This window comes from Arthrobacter sp. StoSoilB22 (assembly GCF_019977315.1).
Lineage (GTDB): Bacteria > Actinomycetota > Actinomycetes > Actinomycetales > Micrococcaceae > Arthrobacter.
This window is the reverse complement of the sequence record NZ_AP024652.1, coordinates 4,014,256-4,037,321: the sequence shown is the minus strand read 5'-3', so window position 1 is coordinate 4,037,321 and position 23,066 is coordinate 4,014,256. Positions and strand designations below refer to the sequence as shown.

Below are 23,066 nucleotides of genomic sequence, written 5' to 3'. Positions count from 1 at the left end.
GGTCCTAGCGGAGGAAGGCGGCTGCCACGCCGGCGTCCACGGGGATGTGGAGGCCGGTGGTGTGGGAGAGCTCGTTGCTGGTGAGCACGGACGCGGCGTTGGCCACGTGTTCGGGAAGGACTTCGCGCTTGAGGAGCGTGCGCTGGGCGTAGTACTTGCCCAGTTCCTGCTCGTCCACGCCATACACGGCGGCTCGCTTGGCGCCCCAGCCGCCGGCGAAGATACCGGAGCCGCGGACCACGCCGTCGGGGTTGATGCCGTTGACGCGGACACCGTACTCGCCCAATTCAGCGGCAAGGAGACGGACCTGGTGGGCCTGGTCTGCCTTGGTGGCCGAGTAGGCGATGTTGTTGGGGCCGGCGAACACGGAGTTCTTGGAGGAGATGTAGATGATGTCCCCGCCCAGGCCCTGATCGATCATGACCTTGGCCGCGGCCTTGGACACCAGGAACGAGCCCTTGGCCATGACGTTGTGCTGGAGGTCCCAGTCCTTCTCGGTGGTCTCCAGCAGCGGTTTGGAGATGGACAGGCCGGCGTTGTTGACCACCAGGTCGAGCCCGCCGAACGCGAGCACGGCTTCCTGGATGGCAGTAGCGATCTGGGCTTCGTCGGTCACGTCGGCCTGGACGCCGATGGCGACGTCGGAACCGCCCAGTTCCTCGGCGACCTTTTGCGCGTTCTCAAGGTTCAGGTCGGCAATGACCACGCACGCGCCGTCGGACGCCAAACGGGTGGCGATCGCCTTGCCAATGCCCGACGCCGCACCGGTCACCAGCGCGATGCGGGTGGCGTGGGACTTGGGCTTGGGCATGCGGGCGAGCTTGGCTTCTTCCAGCGCCCAGTACTCGATGCGGAATTTCTCGGATTCCTCGATCGGGGCGTAGGTGGAGATGGCCTCGGCGCCGCGCATCACGTTGATGGCGTTGATGTAGAACTCGCCGGCCACGCGTGCGGTCTGCTTGTCCTTGCCGAAGGAGTACATGCCCACGCCGGGGATCAGCACGATTGCCGGGTCCGCACCGCGGAGGGCCGGGCTGTTTTCGTCTGCATGACGGTCGTAGTACGCCTGGTAGTCCTCGCGGTACGCGGCGTGCAGTTCCTTGAGGCGGTTGGTTGACTCCTCGATGGTGGCGTCGGCCGGCAGGTCCAGGACCAGCGGTTTGACCTTGGTGCGTAGGAAGTGGTCCGGGCAGGAGGTGCCCAGCGCGCCGAGGCGCGGGTGCTCTGCGGACTCAAGGAATTCAAGCACGACGGCGTCATCGCTGAAGTGCCCCAGCTGCGGTTTGTCCGTGGAAGCCAGGCCGCGGATCACCGGAGCGAGGGCAGCTGCCTTGGCACGGCGCTCAGCCTCTGGGAGGGCGCCGTAGCCGGGAAGCTGGGCGCCGAAGGGCTCCGTCTTGCCGTTGTCCTTGATGTAGTTCTCGGCCTGGTCAATGATCCACAGCGAGTTGGCCTCGGCTTCTTCGCTGGTGGCACCCCACGCGGTGATGCCGTGGCCGCCCAGGATGGTGCCGATGGCCTGCGGGTTGGCATCCTTGATCGCCGCGATGTCCAGGCCCAGTTGGAAACCGGGCCGACGCCACGGAACCCACACCACTTTGTCGCCGAAGACCTTGGAGGTCAGTGCCTCGCCGTCAACCGCGGTAGCGATCGCGATGCCCGAGTCCGGGTGCAGATGGTCAACATGGGCAGCATCAACCAGGCCATGCATGGCGGTGTCGATCGACGGCGCGGCGCCGCCCTTTCCGTGCAGGCAGTAATCAAAGGCGGCCACCATTTCGTCTTCTCGCTCGACGCCGGGGTAAACAGACTTGAGTGCCTGCAGGCGGTCCAGCCGGAGTACTGCAAGGTTCTCGGCCTTCAGGGTGCCGAGGTCGCCGCCGGAGCCCTTGACCCACAGGAGCTCAACGTCCTGGCCAGTGACAGGGTCCTTCTCGGTGCCCTTGGCGGAGGTGTTGCCGCCGGCGAAGTTGGTGTTCCGCTTGTCCGCGCCGAGGCGGTTGGAACGGGAAATCAGCTCTTCAACAGTCTTGCTGGTCATGCTTATGCGCCCCATCCGGCTTGCTGGCCGCCTGCGCGGTCCTCGTTGATCTTCTTCTGGTATCCGCTGGCCTTGTAAGCGGCCATCGGGTCGGCGGGCAGGCCGCGGGATTCGCGCCACTCAGCCAGGACCGGGCGGACGTCGGTGTAGAAGGCATCGTTGAAGATGCCGTTGGCGGCCAGGACATCACCGGCACGCTGCGCTTCGGAGAGTGCTGCGGTGTCCACGAGCAGGGCGCGGGCGGTCATTTCCTGGACGTTCAGGACCGAGCGGATCTGGCCCGGGATCTTCTCTTCGAGGTTGTGGCACTGGTCCAGCATCAGCGCGACACCGGAGTCCTTGCCGAAGCCGCCACCGCGGATGACCTCGTGCATGATGCGGAACAGTTGGAAAGGATCAGCCGCGCCAACAATCAGGTCATCGTCGGCGTAGAAACGGGAGTTGAAGTCGAAGGAACCCAGCTTGCCCAGGCGCAGGAGCTGCATGACGATGAACTCGATGTTGGTACCCGGGGCGTGGTGGCCGGTGTCCAGGCAGACGAAAGCCTTCTCGCCCAGGGCAAGGGTCTGCGCGTAGGAGGTTCCCCAGTCCGGAACATCGGTGTGATAGAAAGCCGGCTCGAAGAACTTGTACTCCAACACCAGGCGCTGCTCGTCACCGAGGCCCGCGTAGATCTCCTGCAGGGACTCGGCCAGGCGGTCCTGGCGGCCGCGGATGTCATCCTGGCCCGGGTAGTTGGTGCCGTCCGCCAGCCAGATCTTCAGGTCCCTGGACCCGGTAGCGTGCATGATCTCGATGCATTCCAAATGATGATCGATCGCACGGCGGCGGACGGACTCGTTGGAAGAAGTCAGGGAGCCGAACTTGTACTCGTCATCCTGGAAAGTGTTGGAGTTGATGGTGCCCAGTCCAACGCCCAAACCTGCGGCGTATTCGCGCAGCGCTGCGTAGTCATCCACCTTGTCCCACGGGATGTGCAATGCCACAGTAGGTGCCAGCCCCGTGAGCTCGTGCACCTTCGCAGCGTCGGCGATCTTTTCCTGAACGGTGCGTGGAGTACCGGGGGTGCCGAAGACCTTGAACCGGGTCCCGGAATTTCCGTAGGCCCAGGACGGCACTTCAATGGCCAGTTCCCCTAGACGGCCCAGGGCCGATTCTGTGGTGTTCATGCTTGTTCCTTTTGGTATTCGTGGGCGGCGTGCTTGTTGATGTGTGTGGGGTCGGCGGCATCTGTGACGCCTGCTGCGGCGAGCTGATCCTCAAGGTTGAAAACTTCCTCGACGATTTCGAAGCCCTGGTCTGGAGGGAGGTCACTGTTGGCGAACAAGGTTGCCATCTCGGCCTGCCAGCGGGCGTTAACCTCAGTGATTGCCATGCGGGCCTGCGCTTCTGCGTAGTCCTCGCATTCCAGGTAGCCGATCAGTTGGCCATCGGGAGCGAGGAACAGGGAGTAGTTGTTCCACCCTGCGTTTTTCAGTGCGGACAGCATCTCCGGCCATACGGCGGCGTGGCGCTGCTTGTACTCGGCCATCAGTTCCGGCTGGACTGAAGAGCGGAAACAAACCCTCATGTGCGGATCTCCAGGGTTACTCGTCTTTGAATCGTTTCATTTGTTACGATTCAAATTACCCTCGTAAACGGGAGGGTGTCAAGACGTTTCCAACACATTGACGTCAGCCAGCGGAGATCGGAAAGCATGTCCCAGACAGCCAGCATCAAAGACGTTGCCACTCACGCCCAGGTAGCAGTGGGAACTGTTTCCAATGTGCTGAACTATCCGGACAGGGTTTCGCAGAGGACCAAGGAACGTGTCCTCAAATCCATTGCTGAACTCGGCTTCGTCCGCAACGACGCCGCCCGTCAGCTCCGCGCCGGCCAAAGCCGCACCATTGGCCTGATCGTGTTGGACGTTGGAAACCCCTTCTTCTCCTCAGTGGCTCGCGCGGCGGAAGATGCTGCGGCGGCCCTGGGCAGCGTAGTGCTGGTGGGGGACAGCGGTCAGGACTCCTCCCGCGAAGCGCACTACATGGACCTTTTCCAAGAGCAACGCGTCCAAGGCCTGCTGATTTCTCCGGTAGGAGATGTGGGGGAGCGGATCGATACCCTCCGCGAACGCGGCGTGCCCACTGTTCTGGTGGACGAACTCGCGGACACCGATCGCTGCAGCTCGGTCTCCGTGGATGACCAAGAAGGTGGCTACTTGGCCGCCAAGCACCTGCTGGACCAGGGCCGCCGTCGTTTAGCTTTTGTTGGTACGCCGTCCATACGACAGGTGGCCAGCCGACTCAAGGGCGCGCAGCGTGCCGTCAGCGAAGTGGCGGATGCCAGCATTGAAGTGCTCGACTCCGCCGGACAGACCGTTCTTGCGGGCCGACAAGTAGGCAATAGCCTGGTGGAGCGCTCGCCGGAAAAGCGTCCCGAAGCCGTGTTCTGCTCCAACGACCTCCTGGCACTCGGCGTCATGCAGTCGTTGACCATGCTGCGGACCGTCCGGATACCCGAGGACATCGCGCTCATTGGCTATGACGACATCGATTTCGCCATTTCCGCAGTGGTCCCGTTGTCCTCCATCCGCCAGCCCACGGAAGCGCTGGGCCGCACGGCGATCGAGCTGCTCGCGGAAGAACAGGAGAGCGGCGGCGCCAAGCACCGGGCGGTGGTGTTCACGCCCGAGCTGGTGGTCCGCCAAAGCACCGCCGGCGCTTAGCTGCGCTCCTGCCCAGTTAGTCCCCGAAAAGCCCGGATTCCCGCGAGCAGTTTCGCGGAAAGCCGGGCTTGTGCCCCCCGTTGCCTCGGCTAACTGGGCAGGAACGCGCTACAGGGTGTAGATGCTCCACGACGCCGTGTGCTCGGCCCCGGGTTCCAGTCGGATCAGGTCTGTTCCGCTGTTGAAGGCATCCGGCGGACACGTCATGGGCTCCACGGCAAGGCCGATTCGCCCAGGGATCGGTGCCGGCTTGTCTGCCGTATGGATCTGCAGCCAAGGGCAGCTTTCGTCCCAGGACATTCCGACGCCGGTGCCCGCCGGGTCGCGGACGGACAGCCGCGCCAGCCCGCCGTCGAACGTTATGTCCGTAAAGGCGTGGTCGATTTCGGTGGTGCCGATGGCGCGCGGGGAACGGAAGTCGAAAGCGTGCCCCTCCACGCCCACCACCTCAACGGGCAGCAGCCTGTCCGGGGTGACTTCCAAGAATGAATCCGCAGCGAACTCAAGCACCCACTCATCCAGGGGCGACGAGCCGGCCACCAGGTACGGGTGCGGGCACACGCCGTAGGGAGCTGCGATGTCAGCGGCGTTCCGGGCAGTCACCGTGGTGTGCAATCCGTCAGCGTCCAGCACGAACCGAGCCGACAGCTCCAGCACGAACGGGTAGCCCGCGGTGGGACCCACAGTGCATGTCAAGGTGAGCGACCCGGCGTCGGACTCTTTCGGAGTCCAATCGAGCGGGAAGGCCAGCCCGTGCAGGGCAGTGCCCCGCTCAGGTTCGTTGACAGGCAACTGGTGATCGACGCCGTCGGACGTGTATTTGCCGTCGGCGATCCTGTTGGGCCACGGCGCAGCAATGATGCCGCGGTAATCCGGGATCGGACCGCCCTCCGGAAACGGCACAACCAGGTCCCTGCCCTGAAACTGCAGAACGCGCAGTGCGGCCGCCCGGGCGGTCACAACTGCCGTGTAACCGCCAGCGCTCAGCGTGAATTCAGTGCTCACAGGCCGCCGGCCAGCTTGTAGTACGCGGCGTTCCAGTTGAGTTCCTTCTTGAACTGTTTGATGGTGGTGTCCTCATCAATGGTGAGAAGTTCGGTTTTGGCGATGTCGGCGAAGTCCTCGAATACTTCGAGGCCCACCTGTGTGGACAATACCGTGTGGTGCGCGGCGCCGGCGGTGAGCCACGCGGCGGCCGATGTGGCGAAGTTGGGCTTCGGTTCCCAGAGCGCGCGGGCTACGGGCAGGTTGGGCAGCGGCTGGTCAAGGTCGACGACGTCAACCACGTTCGCCACCAGGCGGAACCGATCGCGCATATCGGACAGCGCTACGACGATGCCGGGGCCGGCGTCGGTGTCAAACACCATGCGGACGGGGTCTTCCTTGCCGCCAATTCCCAGCGGGTGGATCTCCACCCGCGGCTTGGTGGCCGTCAGCGAGGGGCAGACTTCCAGCATGTGGGCACCCAGGATCTTCTCCGAGCCGGGCTGCAAGTGGTAGGTGTAGTCCTCCATGAGCGACGCGCCTCCGGGCAGGTCGCCGCCCATCACCTTGGCTGCGCGGACCAGGATGGCGGTCTTCCAGTCACCTTCGGCACCGAAGCCGTAGCCGTCGGCCATGAGGCGTTGGACGGCCATACCGGGGAGTTGGCGCAGTTCCCCCAAATCCTCGAAGGACGTGGTGAACGCTGCCGATCCGTTGGCTTCAAGGAAACTGCGGAGACCCAGCTCGATCTTGGCGCTGTAGCGCAGCGATTCGTGGCGGGCAGCGCCCTTTTTTAGTTCGTCGGCCACCTCGTAAAGTCGCTCATACTCGGCAACCAGGGCGTCGACGTCGGACTCTGCAGTTGCGTGGACAGCGTCAGCGAGCTCGTTGACGGACCAGGTGTTGACCGAGACGCCGAAGCGAAGCTCGGCTTCTGTCTTGTCACCTTCTGTGACGGCGACGTTACGCATGTTGTCACCAAAACGGGTCAGTTTCAGCGTGCGGATCGCGGCCCATCCGGCCGAGGCGCGCTGCCACGCACCCACCTGGCGGGCCACCTCAGGGTTGCTGACATGCCCGACGACGGTCTTCCGCGGCACGCCGAGGCGCGACTGGATGTACCCAAATTCGCGGTCGCCGTGGGCAGCCTGGTTGAGGTTCATGAAGTCGAAATCGATGTCAGCCCACGGAAGGTCCCGGTTGGCCTGGGTGTGCAGGTGCAGCAGCGGTTTGCGGAGCAGGTCCAGGCCCTGGATCCACATCTTGGCGGGGCTGAACGTGTGCATCCAGGCGGTCACGCCAATGACGGAATCGTCTGAGTTGGCTTCCAATGCGGTGCGGCGGATGGCATCGGAATCGGTGAGGACCGGCTTCCACACGAGCTTGACGGGAACATCGCTGCTGGCGTTGAGGGCGTTGGCAATCTCCTGCGACTGCGCTGCCACCTGCTTGAGGACGTCCTCGCCGTAGAGGTGCTGGCTACCGGTGAGGAACCAGACCTCGTACTGGCCCAGGGACGTACTGTTGGCGGAAGTGTTGTTGGCGCTGGGCATTTAGTGGCTCCTGAGGTGCTTTTGAGTTTCGAGTGGCTTGGGTGGTCCGCAATGGCGGCCGGGTTGTCCGCGTTAGCGGCCGTAAACGTTCTGGTATCGGTTGTAGAGGGAGTCGATCTTGTCCTGATCAATGGGCAACGGCTCGCCCAGCTGGCGGGAGATGTGGACCGTCCTGGCCACTTCCTCGCACATCACTGCTGCCTTGACTGCATCGCGGGCGGACTTGCCGATAGTGAAGGGACCGTGGTTCTGCATGAGCACCGCGGGGGAGCTGGAGTTCTTCAGAGTCTCCACGATTCCCTGGCCAATGGAGTCGTCGCCGATCAGCGCGAACGGTCCCACCGGAATCGATCCGCCGAATTCGTCGCCCATCATGGTCAGTACGCAGGGGATTGCCTCACCGCGTGCAGCCCAGGCCGTGGCGTAGGTCGAGTGCGTGTGGACCACGCCGCCTACCTCGGGCATGTGCCGGTAGACGTACGCGTGCGCGGCGGTATCGGAGGACGGGGAGAGGTCCGGGTTGCCCCAATCCACGGTCCCCGCGCTGCCGGTGTTCATTCCCCGCACAGGTGTGCCATAAAGGTCGGTGACCACCATGAGCTCGGGTGCGAGGTCATCGTAGGAAACGCCCGACGGTTTGATCACCATGAGATCGTGCCCGGGGATGCGGCCCGAGACGTTGCCAGCGGTCCACACCACCAGTTCGTAGCGGGTCAGTTCGGCGTGCAGATCGCAGACTTCCTTGCGGACTTTGGCAATGGACTCCAAGAGCGTACTCATGCCGAGGCTCCTTCCAAGGCGGCGGGCTGGTCGGCGTGTTGTCCGGAGCCTTGGATTGCCGCGCGCTGGATGGCCTTGAGGCGGTGCATGACGTTGTTGGTGCCGCGGCCGAAGTAATCGTGCAGAGCCTTGTATTCCTGGAAAAGGACCTCGTAGGCGGCAACGTTTTCCGGGATGGGGGTGTAGACCGCGCCAGGAGCGGCAGCCATGGACGCTGCGGCGTCGAGGATGTCCTTGTATTTCCCTGCGGCCACGGCGGCGTGGATTGCCGAGCCCAGCGCAGGACCTTGCTCCGATCCGATGGTGGAGAGCTGCAGGCCGGTGATGTCGGCGTACACCTGCATCAGGAACTTGTTTTTCAGGAGCCCGCCGGCCACGATGAACTCCTTGACCGGGACGCCGGAATCGCGGAAGGCATCCACAATGGTGCGTGTGCCGAAGGCTGTGGCTTCCAGGAGTGCCCGGTAGGTGTCCTCCGGTTTGGTGGCCAAGGTCTGGCCTACCACTACGCCGGAAAGTTCATGGTCCACCAGCACTGAGCGGTTGCCTGAGTGCCAGTCCAAGGCGATCAAACCATGCTCGCCGATTGCCTGCTTTTCCGCGAGATCGGTGAGGTACTCATGGATGCCCAGGCCCTTGTCCTTGGCGGCTTGGTGGTATTCCGGCGGGACACCGTTCTTGGTGAACCAACCGAAGATGTCGCCTACGCCGGACTGGCCTGCTTCGTAACCCCAGAGGCCATCCACAATGCCGCCGTCCACTACTCCGCACATGCCCGGGACTTCGCGGAGAACGTCGCCATTCATGACGTGGCAGGTGGAGGTGCCCATGATCGCGACGAGCTGCCCTGGTTCAACGGCGTTTGCGGCGGGTGCGCTGACGTGGGCATCAACATTTCCCACAGCCACTGCGATTCCCGCAGGAAGCCCGGTCCAGGCCGCTGCTTCTTCCGTGAGGTAGCCGGCGGCATCTCCCAAGCGGCCGATGGTGTGTTCAAGCTTTTGGGACACAAAGTCTTTGAAGTCCGGGTTAAGCGCAGCCAGGAAGTCCCGGGAGGGGTACTTTCCGTCCTGGTAGATGCCCTTGTACCCGGCGGTGCAGGCGTTGCGGACGTAGCTGCCGCAGAGCTGCCAAACGATCCAGTCGGCGGCCTCAACCCAGTGGTCCATGGCGCCGTAGACTTCCGGATCTTCCTCGAGGAGCTGCAGCCCCTTGGCGAACTCCCATTCGGAGGAGATCAGGCCGCCGTAGCGGGGAAGCCATGATTCGCGCCGTTCTTCGGCGAGCTGGTTGATGCGGTCGGCCTGTGGCTGGGCTGCGTGGTGGCGCCATAGTTTGACGAAGGCGTGCGGGCGATCCGCGAAGCGTTCCAGTTCGTTCAGCGGCGTGCCGTCCGCCGTCGTCGGAACCATGGTGCAAGCGGTGAAGTCGGTGGCGATGCCCACCACATTTTCCGGGTTGATTCCGGCGTCGGCGACGGCGGACGGGACAGCGTTGCGCAGGACGTCGCGGTAGTCGTTGGGTACTTGGAGGGCCCAGTCGGCAGGGAGTCGCTGTCCGCTGCCGGGGAGTGTTTCCGACACGACAGCGTGCGGGTATTCAAAGACGCCGCTGCCGATCTCGGCGCCGTCAGAAACGCGCACCACGACGGCGCGGCCGGACAGGGTTCCATAGTCCACGCCAATGACGAACTGCTCGTCCAGCGGGAGGTTTTCAGAGGTATTCATGGGGTCTCCATCCGGCTGGCCTGGGCCTCATTGCCGGGGGTAGGGGTGGAAAACTGAAGAAGGTCTGATGCAATTGTTAGCGCTCACAACTTTGATGTCAAGAGCGGGCCGCGCGGAATGGGTCCTTCTGAAGAAGTCAGTGGCTGGCGCACCCAAGTACGTAGCAGCTGAGCACGTTTAGAGTCCTCAAAACGTGCTCAGCTGCTATTTAGTTGGGAGGGGGATGCCTAGCTGGCTGCTTGGGCCGTGGTGGATCGGACCACCAGCCGCGGCGCCACCGTGGCAGGCGTGCCCGTGGCGCCGCTCTCCAGCCGATCCAACAGCAAGCCAATGCATCGCCGGCCGAGCTCCTCGAAATCCTGCGCCACGGTGGTCAGTGGAGGTATGAAATATGCCGACTCCGGTTGGTCGTCAAAGCCCACTACGCTGATGTCCTCCGGCACCCGGACGCCTACTTCATTGAATGCCCGGAGAACGCCAAGAGCCATCTGGTCATTGGCCACAAAGAGAGCCGTCACGGATCGATCCGCGGCGATCTTCAAGCCTTCCCGGTACCCGCACTCAGCGCTCCAGTCGCCCTCGATAAGGGTCTCCGCCTCGATCCCGGCCACGCCCAGCGCATCCCGCCAACCCTCGATCCGGGCAGCGGCATCAATCCAATCAGCAGGCCCGGACAAGTGGCCGATCTGAGTGTGGCCGAGGTCCAAAAGGTGCTGGACCGCGAGCCGTGCCCCCTGCTTCTGATCGACCGTGGCGCCGCTGAGGTGTTCGTCGCCCACTGACCCCACGGCCACCAGCGGAACCTGGGCGGTGACATCGCGGAGGACGTCGAACGTACCCGGGTGGGGAACAGTGACCACGATGCCATCTACGCCTTGGTCCATGAAGTGGGCAATAGCGTCCTTGATGGTCTCCGGGGTGACTTCCCGCAAACCGGCGACGCTCACAAAATAGCCCGCATCCCGGGCGGCTTGCTGCACACCAAGGAGGGTGTGAGACGGCCCGTACTGTGCCATTTCGCTGCCGAGCACGCCAATGGTCTGGGAACGCCGCGTCACCAGGCTGCGAGCAGCCGTGTTTCGTCGGTAGCCCAGCTCGGTGATTGCCTGTTCCACGCGCTCGCGGGTCTTGGAACTCACGTTGGGGTGGTTGTTCAGAACGCGCGACACGGTTTGATGCGAGACGCCTGCCACGCGGGCCACATCCTCCATGACAGGAGGTCGCTGATGTGCAGATTGTTCAATGCTCACCCTGTCACGATAGAGCACCGGTGTGGGATCAGCCTTTCGCGACCCCCGCGGCGTAAAGCCGGTACCGGGCCAGGAACCCAGGAACTCCGGAAGCACTCTGCGGTGTCAGCTCCCGCCCTTCAAGCTTCCAGCCCGGGAGCTGACCGGTGAGAACGCCTGCGGCCTGCCTGGCAGCGCCATCGGCCACGTACTCGCCGGGCCTTGGGACGAAGACAGGCAAGCCGAAAGTTGAGGCTGCAATCTGTTGGACGGCGTCTGATTGCGCTCCGCCGCCAATCAGAATGATGCGCTGGGCAGAGACACTCTGCGCCTGCAGAGCAGCCAGCCCGTCGGCCAAGGAACACAGCACACCCTCAATGGCTGCCCGGGCCATGTTGGCTGGAGTGTAGTTGGAGACGGTGATGCCGTGGAGCGATCCCGTGGCATCGGGCAGGTTGGGTGTCCGCTCCCCGTCGAAGTACGGGACGAGGGTCAGCCCGTCGGCGCCTTCCGGAGCTGACAGGGCCAGGTTGCCGAGTTCCGTTAGGGTCACTCCCAGAAGTGCAGCTGTCGCGTCGAAGATCCGGGTCGCATTGAGCGTGCAGGCCAGCGGAAGGTAGTTGCCGGTCGCATCCGCGAAGCTTGCCACGAGTCCGCTGGCATCATGAGAGGGAACATCTGATACCGCGAACACCGTCCCCGATGTTCCGATCGAAATGACAACGTCCCCGACGGCGGCGTTGACGCCCAGCCCTGCTGCGGCGTTGTCTCCCGCACCCGGGCCGATCAACGCGCCCGTGGGAGTCTTGCCCGCCGCTTCCAAAGGCCCGACGACGGTTGGCAGCACCGGGACGTGGCCCAGCGTGCGTTCCAGGACTGCGGGTAAGTACTCCCCAGTGGTTGCCGAAAAGTAGCCTGTGCCGGAGGCGTCGGAACGGTCGGTGCGGAGGAGCTCCAACGATGCCGGGCCGGTTCCGGGTCCGTGACCCGCCAAACGCCAAGACAGCCAATCATGCGGAAGGCACACCGCAGCCGTACGTTGGGCATTGGCGGGTTCGTTCCCTGCGAGCCAGCGAAGCTTGGTGGCGGTCAGGGATGCTACGGGAACTGTGCCTGTGGTGGAGGCCCAATATGCGGCCCCGGCGGCGGCATCGCCACCACCGGCCTCAAGGATTAATTCCTCTGCGTCGGGCGCCGAACGGGTATCGTTCCACAGCAAGGCCGGTCGGACGACGTTGCCGTAGTCGTCCAAGCACACCATGCCGTGCTGTTGTCCACCGATGGAGACGGCATCGACGTCGTCAAGGCCGCCTGCCTGGCTGATCGCGTCCTGCAGGGCTGTCCACCAGTGATCCGGGTGGACTTCGGTGCCGTCAGGGTGGGAGGCCCTGCCCTGGCGCACCAAGGTACCGGTGACGGAGTCCCGGATGATCACTTTGCAGGACTGGGTTGAGCTATCGATCCCGGCTACGAGAGGCATGCGTTAATCCTTTTGGGGTCCGCCGCCAAGCCGTTCCGTGAGTGAATTCCGGAACGACCTGGCGGCGGGATATCAGTGTGGTGGTCTGATTTAGCGGGCGCCGAGCAGGTGCTCGATGGCCAGCTGGTTGAGGCGGACGAAAGCGAACGAGCGTTCGGCGGCCTTGTCGGCGTCGAACGTTTCGAAGGCGCTGGCGTCAGCGAGCAGGTCCGCCGTGGTTTCTCCGGCGTTCAACGTCGGCTCACCCAGCTCGAACACGCCCGACGTAGCAAGTGCCTCCTGAACGTCTGGATCAGCGCGGAAGGCCAAAGCGCGTTCCTTCAGCAAGAGGTACATGGACATGTTGGACTTGGCCGATTCCCACACGCCGTCGTAGCCGTCGGTACGTGAGGGCTTGTAATCAAAGTGGCGGGGGCCATCGTATTTTGGTCCGCCGTTGGGGAAGCCGTTCTCCAGCAGGTCCACCGTGAAGAAGGCGCTGGTGAGGTCGCCGTGGCCGAAAACGAGGTCTTGGTCGTACTTGATGCCGCGCTGGCCATTGAGGTCAATGTGGAAGAGCTTGCCCGCCCACAGGGCCTGGGCGATGCCGTGGGTGAAGTTCAGCCCCGCCATCTGTTCGTGGCCGGTCTCCGGGTTGAGGCCCACGATGTCGCCATGCTCGAGCTGCGCGATGAACGCCAGGCCGTGGCCGACCGTGGGGAGGAAGATGTCGCCGCGGGGTTCGTTCGGCTTGGGCTCGAGCGCGATCCGGAGGCCGTAGCCCTTTTCCTTGATATACCCGGCTGCGGTGTCCACGCCTTCCTTCATGCGGTCCAGCGCTGCGGAGAGGTCCTTGGAGCCGTCGTATTCGCTGCCTTCACGGCCGCCCCACATCACGAAAGTTTCTGCGCCAAGCTCTGCGGCGAGGTCAATGTTCCGGAGGATCTTGCTGAGGGCAAAGCGGCGGATGGAGCGATCGTTCGACGTGAAACCGCCGTCCTTAAATACCGGGTGGCTGAAGAGGTTGGTGGTCACCATGGGCGTCTTCAGCCCGGTCTCTGCCAAGGCTGCCTTGAAGTTCTTCAGAATGAGGTCGCGCTCGGAGGCAGTGGCGTCAAAGGGGATCAGATCATTGTCGTGGAAAGTGATGCCGTAAGCGCCCAGCTCGCTGAGTTTATGCACGGCTTCCACAGGGTCCAGTGCCGGACGGGTGGCCACGCCGAAGGGATCGGCGCCGGTCCATCCGACAGTCCAGAGGCCAAAGGTGAAGCGGTCCTGCGGGGTGGGCTGCGGGGTCATATTTGCTCCTTTGCAAAGCACTGGGGAAGAACTTGGAGAAGTGCATTCCAATTAGTTTTCAATCTGAACTATATGGGGGATAATGGATCATGGTCAATGGAAGCCGGAAAAAAGTTCTTTGAATCTGCAGGGAGGTCCCACGCCAGTGAATGAAGCAGCCGCGCCCGGGCGTGTAGGGGACGTCCGCCGTCGAAATCTTTCGCTCGTCTTGGACTCCATCGCCCGAACCGGGGACGCCAAACCCAGCCGCGCGCAGCTCGCGGCCGGAACCGGACTCACTAAAGCCGCCGTATCCAGTCTTGTTGCCGACCTCGTGGAATCCGGGCTGGTTTCCGAGGTGGGTCTCTATCGTGACGGCGAGCGGGGTCGGCCGGGGCAGGGGCTCGAACTCAGCTCGCGCCGCGGCGTGGTGGGCATGGAGATCAATGTGGACTACCTGGCCGTTGGCCTCGTGGATCTGGGTGGCAACCTCCGTTTCCACTCAACGGTCGAATCGCGGAACCGGGGACTGGCGCCCGAAAAGGTCATGGAACGCCTGGGTGTGCTGGCTGCCGAAGCCATCGCCGCCGCGGCTGCGGCGGACATCTCAATCCTGGGCGGCGGATTGGCGGTGCCAGGCCTCGTGGATGAGCAGCGCAACCTTGTCCTGTCTGCTCCAAACCTCCACTGGGAGCACGAGGAACTGAACCCGCGGTCCCTGCTTGAAGATGCGCCGCTTGGCGTCAGGTTGTCCAACGAGGCCAACAGTGCCGCGCTCGGCGAGCTCTGGTACGGCAAGGGCCAACCCGATTTCCTCTACGTTTCAGGTGAGGTGGGTGTGGGTGGCGGCGTCATTATCGGCTCCGAGCTTTACACCGGGCCGGGCGGCTCTGCGGGTGAGCTCGGCCACATCGTAGTCCACCCGGATGGGCCGGGCTGCTCCTGCGGAGGCACGGGCTGCCTGGAAACGTTCGCTGGCCAGGAGGCCATTTTCGAGGCCGCCGGCATTCCTGAGGGCTCACTCGGTGCGCGTACGGAACTGCTGCTGGCGGCCTTGGCTGCCCAGGAGCCGCAGGCCACTCGGGCGGTACACGACGCCGGAAAGTATTTGGGCGTCGCGCTCGCTTCTTCTGCCCGGTTGATGGACATAGAGGCAGTAGTTCTCGGCGGACACTTTGCGGTCCTGGCGGAATGGCTCAAACCGGCGCTGCTGACCAGCTTGGACCGTTATGCGCCCGGCCTGCTTGATCCGGGCAACCTGACGGTTTCGGCCCTGGAGCACTCCGGAACCCTTCTTGGTGCTGCGGGCCAGGTGATCCGGTCCGTTATTGAGTCGCCGTTCGAGTTCCTGCTGGCGAGCAAGCTAGCCTGAGCGGGGGTGCCTGGGCCGCGTTTGCGATCGCTGGCGATAAAACGGCGTGGGTCCTTCCGAATGAATCATCAGCATGCTTACTATTGATGGATCAGTTGTTCGCGCAAACTACCCCCACGGACGAGTGCCCCATGACTTCACAAGACTCAGCCCACACCAGTACCGCCAAGGCGCAGACCGCTCCCTCTCCGGAGGATTCGCGTAAGCCGGACAGTCCCAACGATCTCGCCAAGCCCACATGGATGTACATCGCCAAGCGGACGCTCCGGGAGTTCACCAAGGATCAATGCCCTGACGCGGCGGCCGGCCTAACGTACTACGCCGTCCTCTCCTTGTTTCCAGCGCTCCTGGCGCTGGTCTCCCTCATTGGCATCTTCGGAGACGCCGGCAAGACAACGTCATCACTGTTGGATATTGTGCAGCAGTTCGCGCCGGGGCCGGGCGTTGACGCCATGCGCCAGCCGATCGAGGAACTGACTCAGTCCAACACGGCCGGGCTCGCCCTGGTTTTCGGTATCTTGGTAGCGCTCTGGTCCGCCTCGGGCTACGTCACCGCCTTCAGTCGAGCAATGAACCGGGTTTACGAAGTGGACGAAGGCCGCGGCTTCATCAAGCTGCGGGGCACCATGCTCGCCGTCACCGTCGTCGCCGTCGTCGGTGCAGCGCTCGCCGCTGCCATGCTGGTCCTGAGTGGTCCCGTGGCGGAAGCCATCGGTGGCGCCATCGGATTGTCGGAGACCCTCCTGACCGTCTGGAACATTGCCAAATGGCCGGTCCTCATAGTTATTGTGGTCGCGATCATTGCCGTGCTCTACTACTTCACGCCCAACGTCAAGCAGCCCAAGTTTCGCTGGATGAGCATGGGCTCTCTCATTGCCTTGGTGATTTTCGCCCTTGCCTCGCTGGGCTTCGGTTTCTACGTTGCCAACTTCAGCAACTACAACAAGACGTACGGTGCCCTCGCGGGCGTCATCATCATGCTGCTGTGGCTCTGGATCCTCAACATGTCCTTGCTGTTCGGCGCCGAGTTTGACGCCGAGATGGAGCGCGGCCGCCAACTCCAGGGCGGTATTGAGGCCGAGGAGAGCATTCAACTCCCGCCGCGCGATACCAAGAAGAGCGACAAAATGCAGGAAAAGGAAGACGAAGTAATTCGGGACGGCGAAGAAATCCGTGAAACCCACGGCGACGAGCCGAGGACAGGCAAGTAACCCGAATGGAGACTCCCGCCGCAAGCACTGACATGCGCAGCAAGAAGCTCAAAGCCATCAAGAACGGCGACAGCGTCCGGATCAGCGGTGAGGTTTTCCACGTCGACTCAATCGAACCCCAAGCGGGCTCGCGGAACATCAGGTTGGAATTGACAGCGCCCGACGGCGGCTCGGTCACCTTGATCGGCCGGCCGAAAGCCCGCATGCAGCTGACTGCTCGAGCTTCATGAGCCATCAGGCCTCGGCGGGGAAACCCTGATCGGCGTCATCCCACCAGCCCTCCCAGGCGCTGGAGGTCAGGCGTTCGGTGGCGACAGCAGGGGCGTGTTCGCTGGCGGAATCGCCGGACGGCCCGCTGTGGCTGCCGCTGGCGTCGAGGAAAAAGGTCAGTGTCTTCAAGAGCATCATGGTGGTGTCCTTTCAGGGGTTTCGTGGACGTCTTTGTCCAGGTAAAACCAGCGTAGGTGCCCATTGTTTCCTCCCATCGACGCCATGTTTCAGCTGTGTACCACTTATCTCACCTGCGCGTTCGAGGACTTTTAGCTGACACAAAAGCGGGCCCCTGCCGTGACCTTGGCAGGAGCCCGCTGGCTTTGGAGCGATCCTCCCGCGGAACTTAGGGCATCCGCGGGAGGACCACGTTGTTAGGCGAACGGGAGGACGAGCTCCGCGTAGCGCTGCTTCATGGTTTCCAGGACTGCGTCGCCATCGGCGTCCCAGATTTCCTGGTTGAAGATCTCTACCTCGATGTCGCCCTTGTACCCGGCGTCCCTGACCCAGGTGCCGATGGTGGCAAAATCAATGACGCCGTCGCCCATCATGCCGCGGGACAACAGCGCATCCGCAGCGATGGGTAGGTTGAAGTCGCACACCTGGTAGGAGGCGATGCGGTTTTCGCGCCCGGCACGTTCGATCTGCGCCTTCAGTTCCGGATCCCACCAGACGTGGAAGGTGTCGACGGCGACGCCAACAGCCTTTGCGTCGTACGGCGCGGCGAGATCCAAGGCCTGGCCAAGGGTGGAGATGAGTGCGCGGTCCGCTGCGTACATCGGGTGCAAGGGTTCCAGCACCAGGCGGACGCCGTTTTCGGAGGCGAAGGGAACCAGTTCCTCAAGGCGGTCGGCCACGCGCTGGCGTGCAGCGACGACGTCCTTCTCTCCGGGAGCAAGCCCGCCAACCACCAGGAACAGTTCCTGGGTGTCCAGCGCTACTGCTTCGCGGACGGCTTCGAAATTGTCAGCCAGAGCTGCGGCCTGTCCCTCGGCATCGGCTGCGGTAAGGAAGCCACCGCGGCACAACGAGGAAACGCGGAGTCCTGCGTCCTTGATGAGCTTGGCTGCCTTGTCCAAGCCAGCCTCAGCCACGCGGTCGCGCCACGGCCCGATCGCGGGGATGCCGGCGCGGGCGCAACCGTCAACAGCTTCGGCGAGCGTCCACTTTTTGGTGGTGGCGCTGTTCAGGGAGAGTCGCGAGAAATCGGTGCTCATGCGCCCACCCCGTTGATCCGCAGGAAGTCTGACATCCGGAACGCGGCCAGCGACGGATCCTTCAGCAGGCCGGCCTGGTCTGCCAGCTCGAACGTCTTCGCCAAATGCAGCACCGAGCGGCCCGAGTGCAGGCCACCCACCATCTGGAAACCGGGCTGCTTGCCGTTGAGCCATGACATGAACGCGATGCCGGTCTTGTAGTAGAACGTGGGTGCGCTGAAGATGTGCTTTCCGAGCTCACGGGTGGAGTCCAGGATGGCGCGCCCTTCGGCGCCATGACCGGCGTCGTACTTCTGCAAGGCAACCGAAGCGGCCGGGTAGATGGCAGCGAAGATACCCAGAAGGGCGTCCGAGTGGTGGGTTTCGTCTCCGTCGATCAGTTCCGGGTAGTTGAAGTCGTCGCCGGTGTAGAGGCGGACGCCTTCCGGCAGGTTGGCGCGGAGGGCGACCTCGTGTGAGGCGTCCAGCAGCGAAACCTTCACGCCGTCAACCTTATCCGAGTGCTCGCGGATCAGGCTGAGGAACGTTTCGGTGGCCACAGAGACGTCGTCGGAGCCCCAGTAGCCTGCCAGTGCGGGGTCAAACATGGTGCCCAGCCAGTGCAGGATGACGGGCTGGTCAACTTCCTGCAGGAGTGTCGAGTAGACGTGCAGGTAGTCGTCGGCACCATTGGCAACCTTGGCCAGGGCACGGGATGCCATGAGGATGACCTTGGGACCGGCTTCGCTGACCACCGCGATCTGCTCGCGGTAAGCATCAATGACGGCCTGGATACCCGCTGCACCCTCGGGAAGGACGGTGATATCCAGCTGGTCGGTGCCGGCGCCGCAGGAAACGAGGTCCCGGACGGACTTGCCGGCGATCGCGGCGTTGCCCGCTGCCACGACGGAAGCGGCCTCGGTGCCGGTGCGCTTGATGAGCTGCTGGGTCGCGGCCCAATCCAGGCCCATGCCGCGCTGTGCGGTGTCCATGGCATCGGCAACGCCCAAGCCATAGGACCACAGCTCGTGCCGGTACGCCAAGGTGGCATCCCAATCGAGCTGGGCCGGGGCGCCGGGAGTGTTGTCCGCGGAGACCTCAGGGATGACGTGTGCTGCGGCGTAGGCGCGGCGGGCCGTCAAAGGAGCAGTCGGTTTGGCCCACGAAGTGGCTGCCTGAAGGCGGTACTCGCGGGTGCCGCCGTCGTCGGTGGGAAGAATCAGTGACGTCATTAGAGGGTGATCTCCGGGATGTCGATGGTGCGGCGCTCAGCCGAGGACTGCAGGCCGAGTTCGGCCAGCTGCACACCGCGTGCTGCGGAGAGCAGGCCGAAGCGGTGCTCGCGACCGGCGACGACGTCGCGCAGGAATTCTTCCCACTGCAGCTTGAAGCCGTTGTCCAGTTCAGCGTTGGCGGGGACTTCCTGCCACTGGCTGCGGAAGGATTCCGTGACGGGCAGGTCCGGGTTCCAGACTGGCTTGGGGGTGTGGGCGCGCTGCTGCGCAACGCACTTGTTCAAACCGGCGACGGCGGAACCGTGCGTGCCGTCGATCTGGAACTCAACCAGTTCGTCGCGGTAGACGCGAACGGCCCAGGACGAGTTGATCTGGCCGATGACGTCGTCGCCACCCGGGGTTTCGAGTTCGAAGATGCCGTAGGAGGCGTCGTCGGCGGTGGCCTTATATTCCTTGCCGGCCTCGTCCCAACGTGCGGGGATGTGCGTGGCGGTCTTGGCGTTGACGCTCTTGACCTTGCCGATGATGCCTTCAAGCACGTAGTTCCAGTGGCAGAACATGTCCGTGGTCATTCCGCCGCCGTCTTCCTTGCGGTAGTTCCAGGACGGGCGCTGGGCAGCCTGGACGTCGCCTTCGAAGACCCAGTAACCGAATTCGCCACGGATGGAAAGGATGCGGCCGAAGAAGCCTTCATCCACCAGGCGGCGGAGCTTGACCAGGCCGGGGAGGTACAGCTTGTCGTGCACTACGCCTGCGGTGACGCCGGCGTCCTTGCCGATCTGTGCCAGCTCGATTGCTTCTTCCAGGGTCTCGGCTGTGGGCTTTTCGGTGAAGATGTGCTTGCCGGCGCGCATTGCCTTCTTCAGGGTGGCGGCGCGGAGGCTGGTCATGGACGCGTCGAAGATGATGTCAACGGTGGGGTCGGCAATGACGGCGTCCAGGTCGGTGGTCCACTCGGAGACCTTGTGGAGTTCGGCGAGTTCGCGGATCTTGGCTTCGTTGCGGCCAACCAGGATCGGCTCCACCTGAACCTTGGTGCCGTCTTCCAAGGTGAAGCCGCCGGCATCGCGGATGGGGAGGATGGACCGCAGCAGGTGCTGGCGGTAGCCCATACGGCCGGTGATGCCGTTCATGGCGATACGGATCGTCTTTGTTTCGAAGCCCATGTTTTCTCCAGTGCCTTGTGTGCCGGCCGCTGAGCGTTGCCGGTGCTTACTTATGTCATGTGGGAAAGCGCATTCCCGCTGCAATCGATCATGCACCATGGCGCGCCGTATTGGCAAGCGCTTTCCCAAAATTCCAAGAGAACTGCCATAATTTCCTTAGCGCCAGTCCCGACGCTTGCAGAAAAGGAGTTCCCCGTGGCCGCCAGCACACTGAGTGAAGTTGCCCGTTTGGCCGGGGTCTCCCTCGCTACGGCATCCCGGGTCCTCAACGGCTCGTCCCGCAAACCAGCAGAAGACATCGCGCAACGCGTCCGCGAAGCCGCCGACAAACTGGGTTATGTTCCCAATGCGCAGGCGCAGGCGCTCGCAAAGTCCAGTTCAGGGTTGATCGGCCTTATTGTCCACGACATCGCCGATCCCTACTTCTCTGCCATCGCCCGCGGCGTCCAGGAAGCGGCCCGCCAACAGAACCGCATGGTCCTGCTGGCCAGCACATCAGGCACCCCGCACGACGAGAAGGAAGCAGTAGCTGCATTCGCTGCCCGCCGTGCCGACTCCATCGTGATCGCCGGATCGCGCTCAGTCCGCGCCGAGGACAAGCAAGGAAACAGTGAACTCGCTGCCGAACTGGACCGCTACTGCCGCAACGGCGGGCACGTGGGAGTGGTGGGTCACCCCGTAGTTGGAGCGTCCACCACCGAGGGCTACCACGTGGTCAAGGTCCCCAATGAAGAGCTCGCCGCCGGCCTGGCCGCCGAACTGGCCGCTACCCACGACGGCGAATTCCTGATCGTTGCCGGCCCCGAAGGGCTCTACACCTCCGACGACAGGGTCCGCGGATTCCAGCGAGGACTCGAAGACGCCGGCAGGCCCACAGCGGAAATCATCCGCACCGGATTCAACCGCGCCGGGGGATATGAAGCCGGCCTGGCGCTCGCGGACCGGATCAAGGCGTCCCAAGAACGGCTCTGCATCTTCGCCGTGAACGACGTCATGGCTATCGGAGTCACTGCGGCCCTACGGCCCGAAGGGGTGTGGATTCCCCGTGATGCCACCATCGCCGGCTTTGACGACATCGAAACCCTCCGCGACTTCCGGCCCGCTCTTTCAACGGTGCATTTACCGCTCGAGGACATTGGACGCCTCGCCGCAGGAGATCCTGACACTCCGCCTGTCAGCGGGGCGGTCAAGCTCCGCCGCAGCACCGAAACCCCGGTGGAATCGCAGGTATGACCGCAGCGGAGGCCCAGGCGCCCCGAGCGCTCACGGTGATTCCCGCCGTCGGGCCTTCCGGTCTGGCGGCGCCCGCAGTCCTGGTTCTGCCCGGCGGAGGCTACGCGAAAACGGCAGACCATGAAGCCGAACCTGTGGCAGAGTGGCTCGCTTCGCTGGGGATCCACGCGTTCGTGCTGCGGTATCCAGTGGCACCGCATCGGCACCCGGTGCCGTTAGCCGCCGCCAGGCAAGCCATGATCTGGATCCGCAACGGAGGGCATGGGCTGAAGGTTGATCCCTCGCGTGTGGGTGTCCTCGGGTTCTCGGCGGGTGGGCATCTTGCGGCCGCATTGTCTGTGCAGGTGCCCGCGGGCGATCCTGCGCTGGACATCCGCGAGTCGGTTCCGGACCTCAGCATCCTCTGCTATCCGGTCATTTCCTTCGTGGATTCGGTGCATCAGGGATCCGTGGACAACCTGGCCGGCGAGGGGGCGGGGCCTGAAATCCTGCGGCAGCTCTCCGCCGAGCTGCACGTCACCCCGGCAACACCGCCGGCGTTCCTCTGGCACACGGCAGACGACGAATCCGTTCCCGTCAGCCACAGCCTGGCCTACGCAGGAGCGCTCAGCCGAGCCGGAGTTGCCACGGAGCTGCACGTTTTTCCCAACGGTATCCACGGCATCGGCCTGGCAGCCGGAACGCCGGGTGCCGAGCAATGGACCGGGCTCTGCGCCGCGTGGCTTCGCCGGATGGGTTGGACTGCGTAGCGGTCTCCGGGCTAGTCCTCACCCAGAGTGATGGTGTGCAGGAACGCGGCGTCGTTGAGCACGTTGTCCGGGAGGTCGTCCTCCACGAATTCCAGCATGATGTCCATGTCCTTGCCGTTGCCCCGGAGGACATCGGTGACGGTCTGCCACAGCAACTTCCGATTCCGAAGCGGGAAACGCTCAGCTTCGGGGCCCCACGAGAAACAGTGCACGCCCACCAGATGCGGCAAGACTTCGTGGAGGGACTCAAGGGCCTGCTTGTCTGAAAGCCCGACGGCGGGCTGCCAGTAGGTGCCGACGTTGGCGTGGTTGACCCGGTCCAGTAGGTCGAGGGTGGTGGCGGGGGAGTCGGTGAGAGTGTTGCCGTGGTACTCGAAAGCGATGGCGACTCCGCGCGCCGCGGCAAGATCGGCAATGCGCCGGGTGTCCTTCACAACTCCGTCCCAGTGTTCTTGGCTGGCGTTCGCGGAACCGAGTTCCCCTGCCCAGACGCGGATCCTTGGCGCGCCTAAGGAGGCGGCGAGGTCCAGTGCCCGGCCGAAGTCTCCAAAGGCCCCGCAGCGGTAGTACGAGCCGAGCGATAGGACTGTCAGTCCGGCAGCCGCCGTGGCGTCCTTCGCGTGCGCGGCTGATTCTGCGTCACTGACATGGACGTCAGTACCCCACTCGATGCCGGCCAGGCCCGCATTCGAGGAAATTCGGACCACCTCGTCGATTCCGTGTGCGCGGAGGGTGACGGAACAAATGCCAGGCGTGAGGTCAGCCAGCGTGGTGAGGTCGATCATCGTCTTAGGATACCGGGAATGCGCTTACCCAGTAATGGCGTATCGCATGTCGAACACATCCGCACCAGTTTCCGTCGTGCGCACCCCTTGA

Annotated in this window: 21 protein-coding genes; 6 read left to right on the top strand and 15 right to left on the bottom strand. The window is 63.7% G+C overall.

The window, feature by feature from the left end; translation table 11 throughout:
- Window positions 1–4: 4 nt before the first annotated feature.
- From LDN70_RS18715 to LDN70_RS18705, 3 genes are read right to left on the bottom strand one after another with little or no spacing between them, the layout of a single operon-like run.
- Window positions 5–2,041, bottom strand: a complete 2,037-nt coding sequence (locus LDN70_RS18715) for a bifunctional aldolase/short-chain dehydrogenase (RefSeq protein ID WP_223941087.1) — start codon at window positions 2,039–2,041, stop codon at window positions 5–7.
- Between the two features lie 2 nt (window positions 2,042–2,043).
- Entirely contained in the window at window positions 2,044–3,210 is a 1,167-nt protein-coding gene (rhaI, locus tag LDN70_RS18710) for an L-rhamnose isomerase (RefSeq protein ID WP_142937712.1), read from the bottom strand.
- Window positions 3,207–3,611: an L-rhamnose mutarotase gene (locus tag LDN70_RS18705; protein ID WP_223941086.1), complete on the bottom strand. Its 405-nt coding sequence runs from the start codon at window positions 3,609–3,611 to the stop codon at window positions 3,207–3,209. Before LDN70_RS18705 ends, rhaI begins: the two co-directional genes overlap by 4 nt.
- Before the next feature lie 126 nt (window positions 3,612–3,737).
- Between LDN70_RS18705 and LDN70_RS18700 the strand changes: the two genes are divergently transcribed.
- A complete protein-coding gene (locus LDN70_RS18700) occupies window positions 3,738–4,748 on the top strand; it encodes a LacI family DNA-binding transcriptional regulator (RefSeq protein WP_166842166.1) in 1,011 nt (336 codons plus the stop codon).
- 108 nt (window positions 4,749–4,856) lie between these two features.
- Here LDN70_RS18700 and LDN70_RS18695 read toward each other — a convergent pair whose 3' ends face one another.
- From LDN70_RS18695 to xylA, 7 genes are all read right to left on the bottom strand, one after another.
- The gene (locus tag LDN70_RS18695; RefSeq protein ID WP_166842167.1) at window positions 4,857–5,753 is read right to left on the bottom strand and encodes an aldose 1-epimerase family protein; all 897 of its coding nucleotides are present in this window, start codon (window positions 5,751–5,753) and stop codon (window positions 4,857–4,859) included.
- Window positions 5,750–7,285 (bottom strand): L-arabinose isomerase, encoded by a 1,536-nt coding sequence (gene araA / locus LDN70_RS18690; RefSeq protein ID WP_223941085.1) that lies wholly within the window; start codon window positions 7,283–7,285, stop codon window positions 5,750–5,752. Before araA ends, LDN70_RS18695 begins: the two co-directional genes overlap by 4 nt.
- Window positions 7,286–7,357: 72 nt before the next feature.
- On the bottom strand, window positions 7,358–8,065 hold the full coding sequence (locus LDN70_RS18685) for an L-ribulose-5-phosphate 4-epimerase (protein ID WP_142937718.1): 708 nt from the start codon (window positions 8,063–8,065) through the stop codon (window positions 7,358–7,360).
- Window positions 8,062–9,792 (bottom strand): ribulokinase, encoded by a 1,731-nt coding sequence (gene araB, locus LDN70_RS18680; RefSeq protein ID WP_223941084.1) that lies wholly within the window; start codon window positions 9,790–9,792, stop codon window positions 8,062–8,064. The genes LDN70_RS18685 and araB overlap by 4 nt, the downstream gene beginning before the upstream one ends.
- Window positions 9,793–10,019: 227 nt before the next feature.
- The gene (locus LDN70_RS18675) at window positions 10,020–11,003 is read right to left on the bottom strand and encodes a LacI family DNA-binding transcriptional regulator (RefSeq protein WP_142937769.1); all 984 of its coding nucleotides are present in this window, start codon (window positions 11,001–11,003) and stop codon (window positions 10,020–10,022) included.
- Between the two features lie 67 nt (window positions 11,004–11,070).
- Entirely contained in the window at window positions 11,071–12,501 is a 1,431-nt protein-coding gene (locus LDN70_RS18670) for a xylulokinase (RefSeq protein ID WP_166842170.1), read from the bottom strand.
- Window positions 12,502–12,591: 90 nt separating this feature from the next.
- On the bottom strand, window positions 12,592–13,779 hold the full coding sequence (gene xylA / locus LDN70_RS18665; RefSeq protein WP_142937721.1) for a xylose isomerase: 1,188 nt from the start codon (window positions 13,777–13,779) through the stop codon (window positions 12,592–12,594).
- An 82-nt stretch (window positions 13,780–13,861) separates the two neighbouring features.
- Here xylA and LDN70_RS18660 point away from each other — a divergent pair, with 82 nt between their 5' ends.
- The 3 genes from LDN70_RS18660 (at window position 13,862) to LDN70_RS18650 (ending at window position 16,571) form a co-directional block, all read left to right on the top strand.
- Window positions 13,862–15,130, top strand: a complete 1,269-nt coding sequence (locus LDN70_RS18660; RefSeq protein WP_223941083.1) for an ROK family transcriptional regulator — start codon at window positions 13,862–13,864, stop codon at window positions 15,128–15,130.
- A 131-nt stretch (window positions 15,131–15,261) separates the two neighbouring features.
- Entirely contained in the window at window positions 15,262–16,341 is a 1,080-nt protein-coding gene (locus LDN70_RS18655) for a YihY/virulence factor BrkB family protein (RefSeq protein WP_223941082.1), read from the top strand.
- A 5-nt stretch (window positions 16,342–16,346) separates the two neighbouring features.
- Entirely contained in the window at window positions 16,347–16,571 is a 225-nt protein-coding gene (locus LDN70_RS18650; protein ID WP_223941081.1) for a hypothetical protein, read from the top strand.
- Window positions 16,572–16,575: 4 nt separating this feature from the next.
- Here the strand turns inward: LDN70_RS18650 and LDN70_RS18645 are convergent, their stop codons facing one another.
- From LDN70_RS18645 to LDN70_RS18630, 4 genes are all read right to left on the bottom strand, one after another.
- Complete coding sequence (locus tag LDN70_RS18645) at window positions 16,576–16,749, bottom strand: hypothetical protein (RefSeq protein WP_165450167.1); 174 nt, start codon at window positions 16,747–16,749, stop codon at window positions 16,576–16,578.
- Between the two features lie 236 nt (window positions 16,750–16,985).
- Window positions 16,986–17,828, bottom strand: coding sequence for a sugar phosphate isomerase/epimerase family protein (locus tag LDN70_RS18640; RefSeq protein WP_223941080.1), 843 nt, complete (start codon window positions 17,826–17,828; stop codon window positions 16,986–16,988).
- A complete protein-coding gene (locus tag LDN70_RS18635; protein ID WP_223941079.1) occupies window positions 17,825–19,039 on the bottom strand; it encodes a dihydrodipicolinate synthase family protein in 1,215 nt (404 codons plus the stop codon). Before LDN70_RS18635 ends, LDN70_RS18640 begins: the two co-directional genes overlap by 4 nt.
- Window positions 19,039–20,208 (bottom strand): Gfo/Idh/MocA family protein, encoded by a 1,170-nt coding sequence (locus LDN70_RS18630; protein WP_142937728.1) that lies wholly within the window; start codon window positions 20,206–20,208, stop codon window positions 19,039–19,041. Before LDN70_RS18630 ends, LDN70_RS18635 begins: the two co-directional genes overlap by 1 nt.
- A gap of 195 nt (window positions 20,209–20,403) precedes the next feature.
- On the opposite strand from LDN70_RS18630, the gene LDN70_RS18625 reads away from it, so the two are divergent.
- Together LDN70_RS18625 and LDN70_RS18620 are read left to right on the top strand one after the other, a co-directional pair.
- On the top strand, window positions 20,404–21,441 hold the full coding sequence (locus LDN70_RS18625) for a LacI family DNA-binding transcriptional regulator (protein ID WP_223941078.1): 1,038 nt from the start codon (window positions 20,404–20,406) through the stop codon (window positions 21,439–21,441).
- Window positions 21,438–22,190, top strand: a complete 753-nt coding sequence (locus LDN70_RS18620; RefSeq protein WP_223941077.1) for an alpha/beta hydrolase — start codon at window positions 21,438–21,440, stop codon at window positions 22,188–22,190. The genes LDN70_RS18625 and LDN70_RS18620 overlap by 4 nt, the downstream gene beginning before the upstream one ends.
- Before the next feature lie 11 nt (window positions 22,191–22,201).
- On the opposite strand, the gene LDN70_RS18615 is transcribed toward LDN70_RS18620, so the two are convergent.
- Window positions 22,202–22,975: a sugar phosphate isomerase/epimerase family protein gene (locus LDN70_RS18615; RefSeq protein ID WP_223941076.1), complete on the bottom strand. Its 774-nt coding sequence runs from the start codon at window positions 22,973–22,975 to the stop codon at window positions 22,202–22,204.
- Window positions 22,976–23,066 lie beyond the last annotated feature (91 nt).